General features: G+C 57.4%; 16 protein-coding genes. 14 read left to right on the top strand and 2 right to left on the bottom strand.

Annotated elements, in window-relative coordinates; all coding sequences use genetic code 11:
• Positions 1-138: 138 nt before the first annotated feature.
• Entirely contained in the window at positions 139-2,871 is a 2,733-nt protein-coding gene (locus EOK75_RS14015; protein ID WP_168199253.1) for an ATP-binding protein, read from the bottom strand.
• Positions 2,872-3,209: 338 nt separating this feature from the next.
• On the opposite strand from EOK75_RS14015, the gene frr reads away from it, so the two are divergent.
• The 12 genes from frr (at position 3,210) to lpxB (ending at position 14,481) form a co-directional block, all read left to right on the top strand.
• A complete protein-coding gene (gene frr / locus EOK75_RS14010) occupies positions 3,210-3,773 on the top strand; it encodes a ribosome recycling factor (RefSeq protein ID WP_137194723.1) in 564 nt (187 codons plus the stop codon).
• 38 nt (positions 3,774-3,811) lie between these two features.
• Positions 3,812-4,546, top strand: coding sequence for a polyprenyl diphosphate synthase (gene uppS / locus EOK75_RS14005; RefSeq protein ID WP_276612541.1), 735 nt, complete (start codon positions 3,812-3,814; stop codon positions 4,544-4,546).
• Complete coding sequence (locus EOK75_RS14000; protein ID WP_137194722.1) at positions 4,543-5,352, top strand: phosphatidate cytidylyltransferase; 810 nt, start codon at positions 4,543-4,545, stop codon at positions 5,350-5,352. The genes uppS and EOK75_RS14000 overlap by 4 nt, the downstream gene beginning before the upstream one ends.
• Before the next feature lie 4 nt (positions 5,353-5,356).
• Positions 5,357-6,541: a 1-deoxy-D-xylulose-5-phosphate reductoisomerase gene (dxr, locus tag EOK75_RS13995; protein ID WP_137194721.1), complete on the top strand. Its 1,185-nt coding sequence runs from the start codon at positions 5,357-5,359 to the stop codon at positions 6,539-6,541.
• Positions 6,542-6,546: 5 nt separating this feature from the next.
• Positions 6,547-7,896 (top strand): RIP metalloprotease RseP, encoded by a 1,350-nt coding sequence (gene rseP / locus EOK75_RS13990; RefSeq protein ID WP_137194720.1) that lies wholly within the window; start codon positions 6,547-6,549, stop codon positions 7,894-7,896.
• Between the two features lie 93 nt (positions 7,897-7,989).
• On the top strand, positions 7,990-8,127 hold the full coding sequence (locus EOK75_RS20870; RefSeq protein WP_168199252.1) for a hypothetical protein: 138 nt from the start codon (positions 7,990-7,992) through the stop codon (positions 8,125-8,127).
• A 216-nt stretch (positions 8,128-8,343) separates the two neighbouring features.
• Positions 8,344-10,620, top strand: coding sequence for an outer membrane protein assembly factor BamA (gene bamA / locus EOK75_RS13985; protein WP_420821954.1), 2,277 nt, complete (start codon positions 8,344-8,346; stop codon positions 10,618-10,620).
• Positions 10,620-11,210 (top strand): OmpH/Skp family outer membrane protein, encoded by a 591-nt coding sequence (locus tag EOK75_RS13980; protein ID WP_137194718.1) that lies wholly within the window; start codon positions 10,620-10,622, stop codon positions 11,208-11,210. The genes bamA and EOK75_RS13980 overlap by 1 nt, the downstream gene beginning before the upstream one ends.
• Before the next feature lie 91 nt (positions 11,211-11,301).
• Positions 11,302-11,772: a 3-hydroxyacyl-ACP dehydratase FabZ gene (gene fabZ / locus EOK75_RS13975; protein ID WP_137194717.1), complete on the top strand. Its 471-nt coding sequence runs from the start codon at positions 11,302-11,304 to the stop codon at positions 11,770-11,772.
• Positions 11,769-12,554 (top strand): acyl-ACP--UDP-N-acetylglucosamine O-acyltransferase, encoded by a 786-nt coding sequence (gene lpxA, locus EOK75_RS13970; protein ID WP_137194716.1) that lies wholly within the window; start codon positions 11,769-11,771, stop codon positions 12,552-12,554. The genes fabZ and lpxA overlap by 4 nt, the downstream gene beginning before the upstream one ends.
• A complete protein-coding gene (locus EOK75_RS13965) occupies positions 12,551-13,375 on the top strand; it encodes an LpxI family protein (RefSeq protein WP_137194715.1) in 825 nt (274 codons plus the stop codon). Before lpxA ends, EOK75_RS13965 begins: the two co-directional genes overlap by 4 nt.
• On the top strand, positions 13,372-14,481 hold the full coding sequence (gene lpxB, locus EOK75_RS13960) for a lipid-A-disaccharide synthase (RefSeq protein WP_137194714.1): 1,110 nt from the start codon (positions 13,372-13,374) through the stop codon (positions 14,479-14,481). Before EOK75_RS13965 ends, lpxB begins: the two co-directional genes overlap by 4 nt.
• A 13-nt stretch (positions 14,482-14,494) precedes the next feature.
• On the opposite strand, the gene mnmA is transcribed toward lpxB, so the two are convergent.
• Positions 14,495-15,634: a tRNA 2-thiouridine(34) synthase MnmA gene (mnmA, locus tag EOK75_RS13955; protein ID WP_137194713.1), complete on the bottom strand. Its 1,140-nt coding sequence runs from the start codon at positions 15,632-15,634 to the stop codon at positions 14,495-14,497.
• Positions 15,635-15,756: 122 nt separating this feature from the next.
• Here mnmA and sciP point away from each other — a divergent pair, with 122 nt between their 5' ends.
• Together sciP and ctrA are read left to right on the top strand one after the other, a co-directional pair.
• Positions 15,757-16,035: a CtrA inhibitor SciP gene (sciP, locus tag EOK75_RS13950; protein WP_137194712.1), complete on the top strand. Its 279-nt coding sequence runs from the start codon at positions 15,757-15,759 to the stop codon at positions 16,033-16,035.
• 96 nt (positions 16,036-16,131) lie between these two features.
• Positions 16,132-16,848 carry a response regulator transcription factor CtrA gene (gene ctrA / locus EOK75_RS13945; protein WP_050528217.1) on the top strand — a complete coding sequence of 239 codons (717 nt, stop codon included), beginning with the start codon at positions 16,132-16,134 and terminating at the stop codon, positions 16,846-16,848.
• Positions 16,849-16,923 lie beyond the last annotated feature (75 nt).

The raw sequence follows: 16,923 nt of genomic DNA, 5'->3' as shown, positions 1-16,923 counted from the left end.
AGAAAGACGTTGTTATCAAATCCGCAACTATGCGGTCGGATGCGTATGTCAAAAAGCACTTGACTGAGACGTCCCCGTTACCGAAGGCCTGAACCTACAGGTGCTGCTTAGGCAGGTGCTCCAATGGCCCAACATGGATCAGCCATTGCGCTTGAGAAGTTTAAGACAGCTTTCGACAGCTTGCAGCAGGGGCGTTCGCGACACGGGTTTCATAAGCCGGATATCCTCGGGGCGCAGGCCGTTGCCGTGAACTGTTGCCTCGGAGGCGTAGCCCGAAAGAAAGATGAACGGAATTTCCGGGCGGATCTGGCGGCACTCTTTGGCAAGACCGGGGCCCTGTAGGCGCCCCGGCATCACAATATCCGTCAGGACCAGATCAATACCGGGATCGGATTCGAAATGCTCAAAGGCCGTGTCACCATTCCCTGCAGTGGTCACATTGTAGCCGGCGCTTGCCAGTGTTTTCTTCAAGACATCCATAACCTCGGGCTGGTCCTCGGCGATCAGGATGTGTGCGCGTGCATTCAGCGCAGATTTCATTGCCTGTTGCGGGATCGGGGGCTGCTTTGATGCCCCTCCGGTCGGCGCTTGTGCGTTGAAAAATAGTTTAAAACTGGTGCCGCTGCCGGGTTCGGAATAGACGCGGATCATCCCGCCGGATTGTTTAACAAAGCCCTCGACCATCGACAAACCAAGCCCCGTGCCTTTGCCAACCTCTTTGGTCGAGAAAAACGGGTCATAGATCTGTCCGATTACATCGGGCGAAATTCCCGGGCCCGTATCGCTGACGGCAACCATGACATAGCGCCCCGGCGGGATGGTTTCGGACCGCGTGTCGAGGTAGCTTTCGTCAATACGCAGATTTGCGGTCTCGATGGTAAGCCTGCCGCTGCCTTCCATCGCATCCCTTGCATTGAGGATAAGGTTGACCAGGGCACTTTGGAGGGAGCTTTGATCGACCTGAACCGGCCAGACCCCGCCTTGAAAAACGGTTTCGATCTGGATGGTGGAGACGATAGTTCGCCGCATCCAGCGCTCTGTCTCGCTGATAGCCTTGTTTAGATCAATGACCACAGGCTTCAGGCGCGCCTTGCGGGCATAGGCCAGCATATTGCTGGTCAGATCCGCACCATGTTTGACCGAGGCCAAAGCGGCATCGATCAAAGCGTTTGTTTCTTCGGTGTTTACATCGGGAAGCTGTGTTTCGATCTCATTCTGGAGCAGTTCAAGGTTGCCCATTATAACGGCCAGAAGGTTGTTGAAGTCATGCGCCACACCTCCGGTCAGCTGACCGATGGCCTCCATCTTCTGCGCTTGTTGAAGCTGTTTTTGCTGGGTCCGCTCTTGGGTGACATCCTCAAACAAGGAAATAACGCCATTGCCGCTGGTCGGGATTTCGGTTGCAACAATAATGCGCCCGTTGGCCTGTTCATGCGTCCAGCTATGTGGTGCGATGCGGGCGGATTGCAGGCGATCATTGATATAGGCTTGCGGGCTGTTGTAACCCTTGGTTTTGGCGATGTCTTTGGCAGAGCTTTCCAGAATCTCGCGGAAATGGGTGCCGCGTTCCAGCACGGGGCCGTCTTGCGGCTGCATATCCGCATAAAGCTGATTGTTCATGACCAGTTTGAGATCCGGATCATAAAAGGCAATACCCAAGGGCAAGGCCTGACCGCCCTCTACCAAAATTTCCATCAGCCGCGTCATTTTGCGTTCATGGCGTTTGCGCTCGGAAATATCGATACTGGTGCCGACCATGCGCACGGGCTTGCCATCGCGAATCACCAGAAAGGCCCGCTCCAGCAGATCGACCCAATGGCCGTCCTTGTGACGGACGCGGTATTCTGCTTCGCGCACGGTGCGTTCGACCGGCTCCGGGTCCATGAACGTCGCTTCCACCCGTGCGCGGTCTTCGGGGTGGATCAATGCAAGGTAGGTTTCGGTATCAAGCAAGATCTCATTCGGCCCGGTCCCCAGAATCTCGTAGCATCTGGGGGAGACATAGGTTGTCCCTGTCTCGAAATTCCGGTCCCACAGGCCGTCTTTGGCCCCCCGCATTGCCAGCGAAAACCGTTCCTCGCTGATGCGCAGCGCTTCGCTACGCTCAAGCACCCGCTGTTCCAGATTCATGTTGAGGTCTGACAGTTCACGCCGCAGACGAACCAGATCCGAGATGTCGCTCTCGGCGATAACGGCAACAAATTCGCCGGTCGCCGGATCGCGCCCCCGATGGGCTTTGATATGATGCGTTCGCTTTGGGGTGTTTCCGGGGACCTCAAGCTCTGCGCTGAACACCGATGACTGGTTCACTGATTGAAGCAGATCCTGCGCCAGATCCCTATTGTCGAATCTTGAGGCCAGATCATCGTCCGTGCCCTGTGAGGCACCATAACATTCAAATGCTTCGGGGTTCTGGGCAATCAACCTGCCCGAAAGCGAGAACATGCTCAGAATAACGCCGGAGTAGCGGATGGTTTCCGCGATCCGTGCAGTCTGGATGTCAAAACCCGCGCTTGGCCGATTGGTGACCTCGGCCAAAAGCCCGACGCGCCCTTGCGCGAATGTGACCGGTTGCAGCTTGACCAAGGCGGTGACCGGGGTGTCGTTGGGATATAAAATCCACGTTTCCGGTTCGTCGCTTTTCATCCTTGGATCATAGGCCATTTGCCGCAACCGCTGGCGTGTCGTCGCACTGTCCGATGAAAAATCATGCGCCTTCAGGGCATCAAGGCTGTCGACGTTCCAAAATGCCAGTGCCGCGGCATTTCCCCACCATATCGCGTGCTGGTCAAGGTCGAATATCCAGATAGGCGCGGCAAGAGTTTCCAAAATGGACAGGGATGAGATGTCTGCAACATTCAAGCGCCGCATAGAGTTAAGCCCTCGTCTAGAGATTTCGCCTCCGGATGGCCGAGGCATTCGCTGCTCATTTACATAGGAGGCGCTCGCCCCCCTTGAATCTCGGGGTTTTTATCGGTCTTCGGAAAGGTTAGACGCTTTTTACGGTAATAAAAAGTTATTGTTTTCCCCATAACGCAGTTAACTGACACGCTCGGGTTGATTGCCCCGTGATCTGTACGCGCAGGACAGGGTCGGGGGTGCATAAATCCGCCCTTGGATCGGCTCGCCTTCGTACTGCGACTATACAACTGCGCGCCCGTGGATTAAAACCCTCGGAACTGGAACAAAAAAAGCTGCCCGAGGGACCTATGTCAGACGATTTCATGCTCGACACCGATGATCTGGAACGCCGGATGGACGGGGCGCAAACGGCCCTGCGCGCGGAATTTGCTTCGCTGCGCACCGGGCGCGGCTCTGCCTCTATGGTTGATCCCATTATGGTGGATGCTTATGGCGCGCTAACCCCGCTCAACCAGGTGGCGACTGTCAATGTGCCTGAGCCGCGTATGGTCACGGTGAATGTTTGGGACAAGGGTCTTGTCGGCAAGGTGGAAAAAGCGATCCGCGAATCCGGCCTTGGCATCAACCCGCAGCTGAACGGCACGATCATCATGCTGCCGATCCCCGAGCTGAACGAAGAGCGCCGCCGCGAGCTTACCAAAGTCGCGGGCCAATATGCCGAACAGGCCAAGGTTGCCGTGCGCAACGTGCGCCGCGACGGTATGGACCAGGTGAAAAAAGCCAAGAATGACGGGCTTTCCGAGGATGACCAGAAGTTCTGGGAAACGGCTGTACAAGAGCTGACGGATAAGGCCATCGCTGCCATCGACATGTCGCTTGAAGTCAAGCAGCAGGAAATCATGCAGGTCTGAATCTTGCTTTTTTGCGACTGAGAAAGGGCCATCCCCCTGTGTCAATCACGCCAAACATCGCAAAGAACAGGCCGGTAGAGCATGTTGCCATCATCATGGATGGCAATGGTCGCTGGGCCACCAATCGCGGCTGGCCGCGTCTGGTCGGGCATCGCAAAGGGGCCGAACGGGTCAAGCAGATTGTGGCGGCGGCCCCCGATATGGGGATCAAGTGGCTGACGATCTATGCGTTTTCCACTGAAAACTGGAAGCGCTCTACCGAAGAAGTCATTGGAATCATGGCAATTTTTGCGCGCTATATCCAACGTGAGGCTGATCGCATGTCCAAAGAGGGTGTGCGGATGCGCTTTATCGGTGACCGGTCCCGGCTGGACCCGAAGCTGCAGCGGCTTATGTCTGGGATCGAGGCGCGGACGGCAGAGTTTTCGCGGCTTAACCTGACGGTTGCGATCAACTATGGCGGTCGTGACGAGATTATGCGTGCCACCCGCGCACTGGCGATTGAGGTGGCCGAGGGCAGGCTGGAGGCTTGCGATATGACCGAGGCGGCCCTTGCTGCGCGGCTTGATACCGGTATGCTTCCTGATCCCGATCTGGTGATCCGCACCTCGGGCGAAACTCGCACCTCCAACTTCCTGATCTGGCAGTCGGCCTATGCCGAATATGAATTCACCCCCACGCTTTGGCCTGATTTCTCGCCCGAAGAACTGGAGAAGATCCTTGACCGGTTCAGCACCCGAGAGCGTCGTTTCGGCGGGGTAACCTCGGTATGAGCGCGACAGAGAATCGCTGGGGCGATTTGCGCGCCCGTCTGATCTCGGCCGTGGTCATGGTCTTGGTCGCGGCTATCGGGATCTGGCTTGGCGGGACGGTGTTTACGGTTCTGGTGGCAGCGTTGACCGGCTTGATGTTGTGGGAACTGGGCTCCATGACCCGGCTTGCAAAAGCACCGCCACATGACCGCAGCGCGCTTGCGGTTGCCGGGCTGGGGGTGCTGTGTCTTGCATTTGCATGGGCCTCCCCGTGGATGATTGGCGCCATTGTGCTTTTGATACCTGCACTTGCCTTTGCGCTGACCCCACGTCGCGACCGTGGGCTGGCGGCTGTGTGGGCGGCGGGCGCGATGATTGCGGGATTCGGGCTTGTCACCCTGCGCAATGATGCAGGGATGTCGGCGATTGTGTGGATCGTCCTTGTGGTCGTGATCTCTGATGTCATGGGCTATTTTGCGGGGCGTATTTTGGGCGGGCCAAAGTTTTGGCCGGCCATTAGCCCCAAGAAAACATGGTCGGGCACGGTTGCGGGATGGATCGGTGCCGCTCTGGTGGGCGGGGTGTTCTGGGCATCTGACATGGCACCTTTCGGGATTGTTCTGCTATCAGCGCTTGTCTCATTTGCCGGCCAGATGGGTGATATCGCGGAAAGCTGGATCAAGCGGCGGACCGGCGTCAAAGACAGCTCTGACCTTATTCCCGGGCATGGCGGTTTTCTGGACCGGTTTGATGCGATGACGGGGGCGGTGGTGCTCGTGATGCTTTTGTCACTGGTGATGCATTTGCCATTTCCGGTCGGGGGATAGGCCTTTGCGCTCCATTTCCATTTTCGGCGCAACCGGTTCCATCGGGGAAAGCACCTTTGATCTGATCATGCGTGGCGGCGGGCCAGAGGCTTACCGCACCGTGGCCCTAACCGGCGCGCGCAATATCCCACGCTTGGCCCAGATGGCCCGCGCCTTGAATGCAGAGCTTGCCGTTACCGCGCATGAGGATTGTTTGCCCGCGCTGCGCGATGCCCTTGCAGGCAGTGGCATTGAATGTGCGGCGGGGGCCAATGCGATTGCCGAGGCGGCTGACCGGCCGGCGGATTGGGTGATGTCGGCGATTGTCGGGGCAGCGGGGCTGGTGCCGGGCCTGCGTGCGCTGCGTCATGGCGGCACGCTGGCGCTGGCGAATAAGGAAAGCCTTGTGACCGCGGGGCCATTATTATTGGCCACGGCTGCGCGATACGGGGCAACCTTGCTGCCGGTCGACAGTGAACATTCCGCCGTATTTCAGGCCTTGGTGGGCGAAGATAAATCCGCGGTAGAGCGGGTGATCATCACCGCCTCGGGCGGCCCGTTCCGCAGCTTCACCATGGAGCAGATGCAAAGCATCACGCCTGCGCAGGCGATGAAACACCCGAATTGGTCAATGGGGCAAAGGATCTCGATCGACAGCGCGTCCATGTTTAACAAGGCGCTCGAACTCATTGAAACGCGTGAGTTTTTCGGATTTGACCCCGATCAGATCGAGGTGATCACCCACCCGCAGTCCATCATCCATGCGCTGGTCGGATTTTGTGACGGTGGGATTATGGCCCATCTTGGCCCCGCCGATATGCGCCACGCCATCGGTTTTGCGTTGCATTGGCCGCACCGGGGCGATGTGCCGGTGGAGCGGCTGGATCTGGCCCGGCTTGCCTCGCTGGAGTTTGAGGCGCCCGATCCCGTCCGCTTTCCCGCGCTGCGTCTTGCGCGCGATGTCATGGCGATGCGCGGGCTTTCGGGGGCGGCCTTTAATGCTGCCAAGGAGATCGCATTGGACGGCTTCATCGCGGGCGATTTGTCGTTTTTGGGCATGGCCGAGGTGGTGGAAACCACGCTTTCCCAGCTTTCGCGCCAAAACAGCCTTCAAATTGACGCAACCACCCTTGAGGATGTGTTGAACATGGACCATCTCGCAAGAGAGACTGCCGCAGATGCGGTCAAATCGTGGCAGCAAGGAAGATAGACCTCGTGGAATTTATGAACTTGATCCCGTCCTTTGGCAATTTCGCCTGGACGATTGCGGCCTTTGTCATCGCCTTGTCGATTATCGTGGCCGTGCATGAATACGGCCATTACATCGTTGGCCGCTGGAGCGGGATCCACGCCGATGTGTTTTCCTTGGGCTTTGGGCCTGTGCTGTTTTCGCGCGTGGACAAACGTGGCACGCGTTGGCAATTCGCGGCCTTTCCCCTTGGCGGCTATGTGAAATTCAAAGGCGATAGCGACGCCGCATCCGGCAAGGACGGTGAGACCATCAGCACGCTCAGCGCAGAGGAGCGCCGCCACACCATGCATGGTGCGCCGCTTTGGGCGCGGGCAGCGACGGTTCTGGCAGGTCCGATGTTCAACTTTATTCTGACGATGGTGATTTACTTTGCCGTGACCCTACATTTCGGGATTGCAACCGACCGGCCTGTGATCGGGGCGGTAAAGCCCTTGCCAGACAACAGCCAGACCCTGCTTGCCGGCGATGAGGTTCTGGCCGTCAATGGCGTGCAGACCCCCGACCTGCAGAGCTTTATCACCGCGGCACGCGCGTTGGAGATTGCGCCGACCGTCGACTATACCATTGCGCGTGCTGGCCGTGATGTGACCATCGCGGGTCCCTTTCCCTTTCCGGCACTTGTCGGTTCTATCGCGCTGGAGTCGGCGGCACAGGATGCCGGTTTAGCCGAGGGAGACGTGATTCTGGCGATCAACGGGCAGCCGGTAAGTGCCTTTATGGATCTGGTGAATTTTGTCAAAGACAGCAAGGATGCCCCTGTTTCCTTGCAAGTCTGGCGCGCTGATGATGCCGAGGGTACACGGTTTGAAACCACCCTGACCCCGCGCTTGACAACCAACCCTATGCCCGGGGGCGGGTTTGAGGAGCGCTATCTGATCGGGCTTGGTGAAGGCTTGATGTTCACTCCCGAACTCTACACTCCCGGTCCGGTTGAGGCGCTGTCAATCAGCGCGCAACGCACGTGGACATTGGTCAAAACCAGCCTTTCGGGCTTGGGGCACATCGTGACTGGGGCGATTTCCTCATGCAACTTGCGCGGCCCGATCGGCATTGCCAAGACGTCCTCGGCGGCGGCATCGCAAGGCGGGTTGACCTTCATCATGATGATCGCGGCGCTGTCGACGGCCGTGGGGTTGATGAACCTCTTTCCGATTCCGGTATTGGATGGCGGGCATCTGGTGTTCCACGCCTATGAGGCGATTACGGGCAAACCGCCCTCGGACGGGGCCTTGCGGGTGATGATGATGGTCGGGTTGGCGTTGCTGCTGTCCCTGATGGCGTTTGCGTTGAGCAATGATCTGTTCTGCCCTTAGGCTCGCATCGCTAAAACAAAACAATTTGCCTAAATCGTGCCGCATTCATTTTTTATACTGATACCAGTTGCCAAGTTTTAACGGGTGTAGGTTATGCAAACAGTAATGAGTGGCTATCGCGGGTTTTCGTTCGTTCTGGGTCTGAACTGGGATCTGTTGTTTTGCGTGGGAACCATCGCGTTTGGCCTGATGGCCGGCGCTTTTCTGGGGCAGATCGCCTTAAATCCCTGAAAAGGTGCGGCAGGTTTGTAACCACTTTCCAAATTGAGGCGATATAAGGCTCTGTCCTTTTGACAAGCTGTTTCATTCCCGTTACTCAGGTGGGAAATAGAGACAGCTACATGGGGCAGAACAATGCATATTGCGGACCGGGGTTTATTGTCCCGCAACATCTTGCGTAAGGTCGGGCGCCAATCCGCTGCGGCATCGGTATACGCTTTCGTCGCAATGGCTGGCTTGACCGCACCACAGCAGGCATTTGCCCAAAGTTATCAGTTTTCCTCGGTTAAGGTTGAAGGCAATGACCGTGTCGATGCCGCCACAATCCTGTCCTATGCCCGGATTGGCCGGGGCCAGACGATCAGCGCAGGCGAGTTGAACGACGCGTTTCAGCGCATTTCCGATGTCGGCCTGTTCGAGGATGTGCAGATCATTCCCCAAGGCGGCACGCTGTTGATCAAGGTCCAAGAGCTTCCGACTGTGAATGTAATCAACTTTGAGGGGAATAAACGCCTTAAGGATGAAATGCTGGCCAGCATCGTAAAATCCCAGTCCCGCCGTGTCTTTTCCGCCGCGCAAGCTGAGGCCGACGCTGCCGAGATCGCAAAGGCCTATCAGGAAAGCGGGCGCATTGCTGCCAGCGTTGATCCGCGGATCATTCGCCGTTCGGGCAACCGCGTTGATTTGGTGTTCGACATCAAGGAAGGCAAAGTCGTTGAGGTGGAACGTGTTTCCTTCGTCGGCAACCGCGCTTATTCCGACCGCCGTTTGCGGCAGGTGCTGGAGACAAAGCAGGCGGGTATTTTCCGCCGTCTGGTTCAATCCGATACTTTCGTGGCCGACCGGATCGAGTTTGACAAACAGATGCTCAAGGATTTCTACGCCGCCCGTGGCTATGTGGATTTTCAGGTGCAAGGCGCTGTTGGCGAGGTTACCCGCGAACGTGACGGCTTCTTCGTAACGTTCACTGTGCGCGAAGGTCAAAGCTTCAAGCTTGGTCGTGTGACCACCGTTTCCGAGATTCCCGAGGTTGACGCGGCAGAGTTCCAGAAGGCCCTGAAGTTGCGGTCCGGCATCACCTACTCCCCGACTGTGATCGAGACCAACATCACACGGCTGGAAAATCTGGCCTTGCGCAAATCGCTGAATTTTGTGCGGATCGAGCCACGCATCACCCGCAACGATCGCGATTTGACGCTGGATGTGGAATTCGTGATTTCCAAAGGGCCGCGTATCTTTGTCGAGCGGATCGATATCGAAGGCAACACCACCACTTTGGATGAGGTGATCCGCCGTGAATTCCGCGCTGCCGAAGGGGACCCCTTCAACCCGCGTGAAGTTCGCCGTGCCGCCGAACGGATCCGTGCGCTTGGCTTTTTCAAGGATGCCCGGGTTAATTCAGAACAGGGCAGTGCCGCGGATCAGGTCATCGTGAATGTCGATGTGGAAGAGCAACCTACCGGCTCGCTATCTTTCGGGGTCAGCTATGGTGCGGATTCGGGCGTTGGCCTGACGGCAGGCTTCAGGGAAAGCAACTTCCTCGGGCGCGGGCAAACAGTTGGTGCCTCGCTCTCTACCGGGACGGATAACAAGAGCGGCAGCATCAACTTCATGGAGCCTGCGTTCCTTGGTCGTGATCTGTCGTTCTCCTTTGATATCGGCTATGCCGAGACAGAGAATCAAAACTCCGATTACGATACGCGTGTGGCGAATATCGGTCTTGGGGTCGGCTTTCCTGTTGGCGAATACAGCCGCTTGCAGCTGAACTATAAGGTTGTGGATTCGCGGATTAAAAACGTAGATGATGATTCCTCGCAGATCTTGCACAATGAAGCATCTGTGGGCGGGCAGCTTACATCCTCCGTCGGCTACGGGTTTTCCTATGATACCCGTTCCAGCGGGTTGAACCCTGACAGCGGCCTGCTGCTGCGGTTCAATCAGGATTTCGCAGGGCTTGGCGGTGATCTTACCTATGTTTCCACGACAGGTCTTGCGATGGCAGAACGTCGTATCTGGAACGATGACATCACATTGCGCGCCGTGGTCGAGGGCGGGATGATCAATATGTCCAAGGGCGACTCGCGCGTGACGGAACGGTTTTTCCTGAACTCCAAGATCCGCGGCTTTGAGGGCAACGGCGTTGGTCCGCGGGATTTGAACGCGGTTAACGAGGATGCTTTGGGTGGTAACGTCTTTGCGGCGGCCCGCTTTGAGGCGGAATTCCCGATTGGCTTGCCCGAAGAATATAACATCAAGGGTGGTGCCTTCTTTGATGTGGGGTCGGTTTGGAGCTTGGATCAGGTTACCGGCGGGCCAAAATCGGGCGTCTGCCCTGTTGTCGATTGCACGGTGGATGACAGCATGAACCTGCGTTCCTCTGTTGGTGTGTCGCTGTTTTGGGAAACGCCGGTTGGGCCTTTGCGCTTCAACCTGTCGAAAGCGGTCAAAAAAGAGGATTACGACAAGGAGCGTAACTTCGACTTGACGATTTCGTCGCAGTTCTGATGCGGGGCGGGCGTTTAGGGGCATTGGCGCTTGCGGCACTGCTTTCGGTGTCGCCCGCCACCGTTTTCGCGCAAGAGGCAGCGGGGGCTGCGCAAGCGCCCCTAATTTCGCCCGTTCTATCCATCAACCAGCAGCGCTTGTTCGAGGAATCTGCCTTTGGCAAAGCCTCGCTTTCGCGGTTGGAGGCTTCGTCGCGCACATTGCAGGCCGAGATCCGCAAAATCGAATCCAATCTGGAGATCGAGGAACGCCTGCTGACCGAACGCAGGGCGACGATGCCCGCAGCCGAATTCCAGCCCCTCGCGATTGCCTTTGATGATAAGGTCGAGAGAATTCGCGATGCATGGATTGCGAAAGACCGCGAATTGAAGCGGCAGCGCGAGTTGGATCAACAGCAGTTTTTTGAGATTGCAGCCCCGATATTGGTAGAAATGATGCAGTCTCGTGGTGCGGCGATCTTGTTGGATCAATCCTCGGTTGTCCTGAGTCTTGACCGCATTGATATTACTCAACCCGCGATTGAGCTTATCGACACCCGCCTGTCGGAAACCCCCGAAGACCCTGTTGAAGTCACGCCTGCACAACCCTGACCCTTGGTTCGGCTTGTTTCCGGCGGGGTGCTTTGTTAATCAGATGATACGCACTCTCGGCCCTGTTGGCTCGAATAAAAGGAACGTGATGATGACTGATGCCGCAAATCCGATTGCCACTACGGCAGATATCGACCTGATCCAGCGCATCTTGCCGCATCGCTATCCGTTCTTGCTGGTCGATAAGGTGCGCGACATCGTGCCAAATACATCGGCTGTGGGCATCAAATGCGTGACGATGAATGAACCGCAGTTTCAGGGCCATTTTCCCGGCAAGCCGGTTTTTCCTGGAGTTCAGATCATCGAGGCGCTGGCCCAGACCTCTGGCATTCTTGTCGGCGTCTCGCTGGATTTGGCCGACAAAAACCTGCTCGTGTATTTCATGGGCATCGATAACGTGAAGTTTCGCCGGATGGTTGTTCCCGGCGATGTGGTGGAGCTGCATGTCACAGTGAAACGTGGCGGTGGCAAGGTCTGGAAATTTGAAGGTCGCGCCATGGTTGAGGGCGAGCTTTGCGCCCAAGCGGAATTCACCGCGATGATGGACCTGCCAAAACCATGAGCGCGGAAATACACGCCTCTGCAGTGGTTGATCCGGCAGCGACGATCGGGCCGGGATGCATGATCGGCCCGTTTTGCGTGGTTGGCCCCGAGGTAACGCTTGGCGCCGGTGTGGTGCTGAAATCCCATGTTGTTATCACTGGCTGGACGGAAATCGGTGATGAAACCGTGATCTTTCCCTTTGCCTGCGTGGGCGAGGTGCCGCAAGACTTGAAATTCAAGGGTGAGCGGACGCGGCTTGTTGTCGGCGCACGCTGTCGTATCCGTGAGGGGGCGACACTGAACACCGGCACGGCTGGTGGCGGCGGGATTACCCGAGTGGGCGACGATTGCTTGCTGATGACCGGCGCGCATGTGGGTCATGATGCCACTGTCGGAAACCGTGTGATTCTTGCCAATCAGGCGGCCATCGCGGGCCATTGCCAGATTGGTGATGATGTGATCATCGGCGGGCTTTCGGGCGTGCATCAATGGGTACGCATTGGACATGGCGCGATCATTGGTGCGGTCACGATGGTTACGAATGATGTTCTGCCGCATGGTCTTGTGCAAGGGCCGCGCGGTGATTTGGACGGGTTGAACCTTGTTGGCCTCAAGCGCCGCGGGGTGGAACGGTCAGAGATTACGGCGCTGCGGGCCGGTTATCAGATGCTCGCGCAGGGCGAGGGAACTTTCCTTGATCGTGCCCGCCGCCTCGCCGATGAAACCGAAAGCCGCCACGTCAAAGAGATGACGGATTTTATCCTCTCGGCGTCCGACCGTTCATTCCTGACGCCAAAATGAGCCGAACCGCAATCATTGCCGGCCGTGGGGCTTTGCCTGCGCGAATCTGCGCCGGGCTGGCGGAAAAACCATTAATCGCCGCGCTTGACGGGTTCGCGCCCGACGGCGTTGCGCCGGATTTGACCTTTCGTGTTGAGCGGTTGGTGCCTTTCCTCAATCACCTGTTGGATCAGGGGGTTGGCCGCGTCTGTTTTGCCGGTGCTGTGCAGCGCCCAGACCTTGATCCGTCGCGGTTTGATCCGCTTACCGCGCAGATGGTGCCGCGTTTGATCGCGGCGATGCAGGGGGGGGATGATTCGACTTTGCGTGAAGTGCTTAAGATTTTCGAAGAGTTTGAGCTAGAAATCGTAAGTTCTAGTGATCTTTTGCCCGATCTGACCGCCAAAGCGGGCCTTTTGGCCGGTGAAATCACCCTGCAGGATGAGGCCGATGCCACCCGTGCGGCTACAATCGTCGCAGCCTTGGGCGCTGTGGATGTGGGGCAGGGTGCGGTGGTGCAGGCGGGGCTTTGCCTTGCGGTGGAGGTTCTGACCGGAACGGATGCGATGCTGGAAACGGTGGCGCAGGTCCCGCCTCATTTGCGGCCCAAAACCAGCAAGGGGCTTTACCTCAAGGCGGTTAAACCGGGCCAGGATCGGCGCATTGACCAGCCAACCATCGGGCCACATACGCTTGAGATGGCGGCCAAGGCCGGGCTTGGCGGCGTGGTATTCGAGGCAGGCGGTGTGCTTCTTTTGGATCAGCCGGCCTTGATTGCGCAGGCGAATGCACTTGGTCTTTTCCTTTGGGCGCGCGAAGGCAGCCCTGCCGAACAGCCATGAAATTCACGCTCATCGCAGGGGAGCCTTCGGGCGACCGGCTGGGGGCGGCCCTTATGGCGGCGCTTAAAACCCTGCGGCCGGATGTGCAGTTCCGCGGGATCGGCGGGCCTTTGATGCAGGCCGAAGGTCTTGTCTCCCTCTTCCCGATGGAGGAGCTTTCGGTGATGGGGATTGCGGAAATCTTGCCGAAATACCGCGCCCTCAAGCGCCGGATTGCGCAAGCTGCGGCGGCGACATTGGCCGAAAACCCCGCTGCCTTGATCACCATCGACAGCCCCGACTTTTGTCTGCGCGTGGCGAAACTCGTTAAGACAGCGCGGCCCGACCTGAAGACCATCCACTATGTCGCGCCCTCGGTTTGGGCATGGCGGCCCGGCCGCGCGGCCAAGATGGCCCGCTATATCGATCATGTTCTGGCCCTTTTGCCGTTTGAGCCACCCTTGATGACAGCCGCCGGAATGACCTGTGATTTCGTCGGCCATCCGGTCGTGTCCGAACCGCTTGCACCGAAATCCCCGCAAGACAGCCCGCTGATCCTGACGCTCCCCGGCTCTCGTCGCGGAGAGGTGTCGCGGCTTTGTCCGGTGATTGGCGAGGTGTTGGCAAAGGTAAAGACGGCCCATCCGACTGCGCGCGTGGCCTTGCCAACTGTGCGCGGCGTGGCGGATCTGACGCGTGAGTTGACCCGCGATTGGGCCATTCAACCCGACATCATCGAGCCCCCTGATGCCAAGCACGCGGCCTTTGCCAATGCCACTGTCGCCATTGCCGCGTCGGGCACTGTTTCGTTGGAGCTGGCGGCCAATGGCTGCCCGATGGTGATTGCCTATAAGATGAACCCGCTGACGATGTGGATGATGCAACGCGTGGCGTTGGTTGATACGGTCACTTTGGTGAATCTTGTCTCGCAAACTCGCGCTGTGCCAGAGTTCCTTGGCCCTGCATGCAAGGCCGAAAACATCACTCCGCCGCTGCTGGCGCTTATGCAGCCCGGCCCTGCGCGCACGGCCCAAATTGATGCCATGGCTTTGACGATGCAACGGCTTGGGCAGGGCGGCGAGGCGCCAAACCTGCGCGCCGCACGCTCTGTTCTTAATGCGCTTTAAGGGCGGGCGCGGATCAATGTCCGCGCCAGATCCAGCCGCCACCCAAGACGCGCGTGTTGTCTTGATCGTAGAAAACACACGCCTGTCCAGGGGAAACGCCCTCTTCTGCGCTTAGCAGTTCGACCTGCGCTTCGGTGGCCGAGATCGGGCGCAAAATCGCCTCGCGCGGGGGGCGAGTGGAACGCACCTTGACCGAGATAGGCCACTCCTTCCGGCTTTCAAGCGGCGCATCCCCCAGCCAGTTGATCTCGCGCAGCGGCACGATACGGGTTGAGAGCGCCTCTTTGGGGCCGACGACCACACGTTTGGCATCTGCATCCAGCTGGACCACATAAAGCGGATCGCCAAGCCCGCCGATCCCAAGGCCGCGCCGTTGCCCGATGGTGTAATGGATCACGCCGCGATGCTGCCCAAGGGTATTACCATCCATATCGACAATATCGCCTGGATCGGCCGCGCCGGGGCGCAGCTTTTCAATCACGGCGGCATAGTTCCCGTCGGGCACAAAGCAGATATCCTGACTGTCGGGTTTATCCGCAACCGTCAGCCCGAATTTCGCGGCCAAGGCCCGTGTCTCGGCTTTGCTTTCCAGATGTCCCAAAGGGAAACGCAAATAGGCAAGCTGTTCGGCGGTGGTGGAAAACAGGAAATAGCTTTGATCGCGTGCGTGATCGGCCGCCATATGCAGCTCTGGCCCCGCGGTGCCCATTTTGCGCTGAATGTAATGGCCCGTCGCCATGCAATCGGCATCCAGATCGCGCGCGGTGTTCAACAGGTCCTTGAACTTCACCCGCTCGTTACAGCGAATGCAGGGGACTGGCGTCGCCCCAGCCAGATAGGCATCGGCGAATTCATCAATCACCGCCTCACGAAAGGTGTTCTCATAATCCAGCACGTAATGCGGGAAGCCCATGGTCTCGGCCACGCGGCGCGCATCGTGGATATCACGGCCAGCACAGCACGCACCTTTTTTTGCCAGCGCCGCACCGTGATCATAAAGCTGCAGGGTCACGCCCACAACGTCATAACCCTCGGAGGCCAGCTGAGCCGCCACGGCAGAACTGTCGACGCCGCCCGACATCGCGACAACTACGCGCGTCTCGGCAGGGGGCTTGGCGAATCCAAGAGAGTTTACGGGATAATCAAGGGACATTTTGCGGCCTTTATGCTGATGTCTCGCAATATAGGAAAATGCAACATAGTCTCAACCCCACGTTTTACTGTTGATTAAGGCAGTTCGCGCAATCTGACGTTACTCAGAAAAGGTTGTGTGTGATGTATCTTAAAAAAGTCGATGGCCCGCGGCAGGTTACGCTCGCGGATGGAACAGTGTTGTGTCGTGCGGATTTACCTCCGGAAGATACAAAGCGGTGGGTGGCCAGTCGAAAGGCAGTTGTCGTCCATGCTGTGGTTCACGGGTTAATTTCCGAATCAGAAGCGCTTAAACGTTACTCGTTGTCGGAGGAAGAGTTCGCACTTTGGCGTGAAGCAGTGGAATCGCATGGCGAAAATGCCCTAAAGGTCACAGCTATTCAAAAGTATAGACAACTTTAGGTTGCATTTGGCCTTGGCTTTGTCAAAGTAACTTTCAATTAACCATTGAGCGGCAATGTGGTTAACGAAAGCAGACAGATGCGGAGTTACTGACTTATGCGAATTCTTTTAGTTGAAGACGACCCAACGACATCGCGCAGCATTGAACTGATGCTGACTCATGCCAACCTCAATGTGTTTTGTACAGATTTGGGGGAGGAGGGGATCGATCTTGCAAAGCTCTATGATTATGACTTGATTTTGCTTGATATCAACCTTCCGGATATGAGCGGACATGACGTTTTGCGTCAGCTACGGCTTGCGCGCATTGATACGCCAATCCTGATCCTTTCAGGGGCGGATGATACTGAAAACAAGCTAAAAGGCTTTGGTTTCGGTGCTGATGACTATATGACAAAACCGTTCCACCGGGAAGAGCTGGTGGCACGGATTCATGCCATCATCCGGCGGTCCAAGGGACATTCGCAGTCGATCATCAAAACCGGCCAGGTATGCGTTAACCTTGACGCCAAAACGGTTGAGGTGGATGGAAAATCCGTGCACCTGACAGGCAAAGAATACCAGATGCTGGAGCTTCTATCGTTGCGCAAGGGCACAACCTTAACGAAAGAGATGTTTTTGAACCATCTCTACGGCGGTATGGATGAGCCTGAGCTGAAAATCATCGACGTATTTATCTGCAAGCTGCGTAAAAAGCTGGCAGAGGCGACTGGTGGTATGAACCATATCGAAACCGTATGGGGGCGCGGCTATGTATTGCGTGATCCATCCCCGGTTGAGGAAGGTGAGCCTCGATTTGCTATGGGTGCATGACTGCGGTATCTGGACGCGGGCGTGACCTACCCCTAAACCTGTAAAAAACCGGGTGAAGGGGCGATCATGTCGCAA

Source organism: Pseudorhodobacter turbinis (assembly GCF_005234135.1).
GTDB lineage: Bacteria > Pseudomonadota > Alphaproteobacteria > Rhodobacterales > Rhodobacteraceae > Pseudorhodobacter > Pseudorhodobacter turbinis.
The sequence above is the reverse complement of the archived record's forward strand: the minus strand, read 5'-3'. Positions and strand labels throughout refer to the sequence as shown.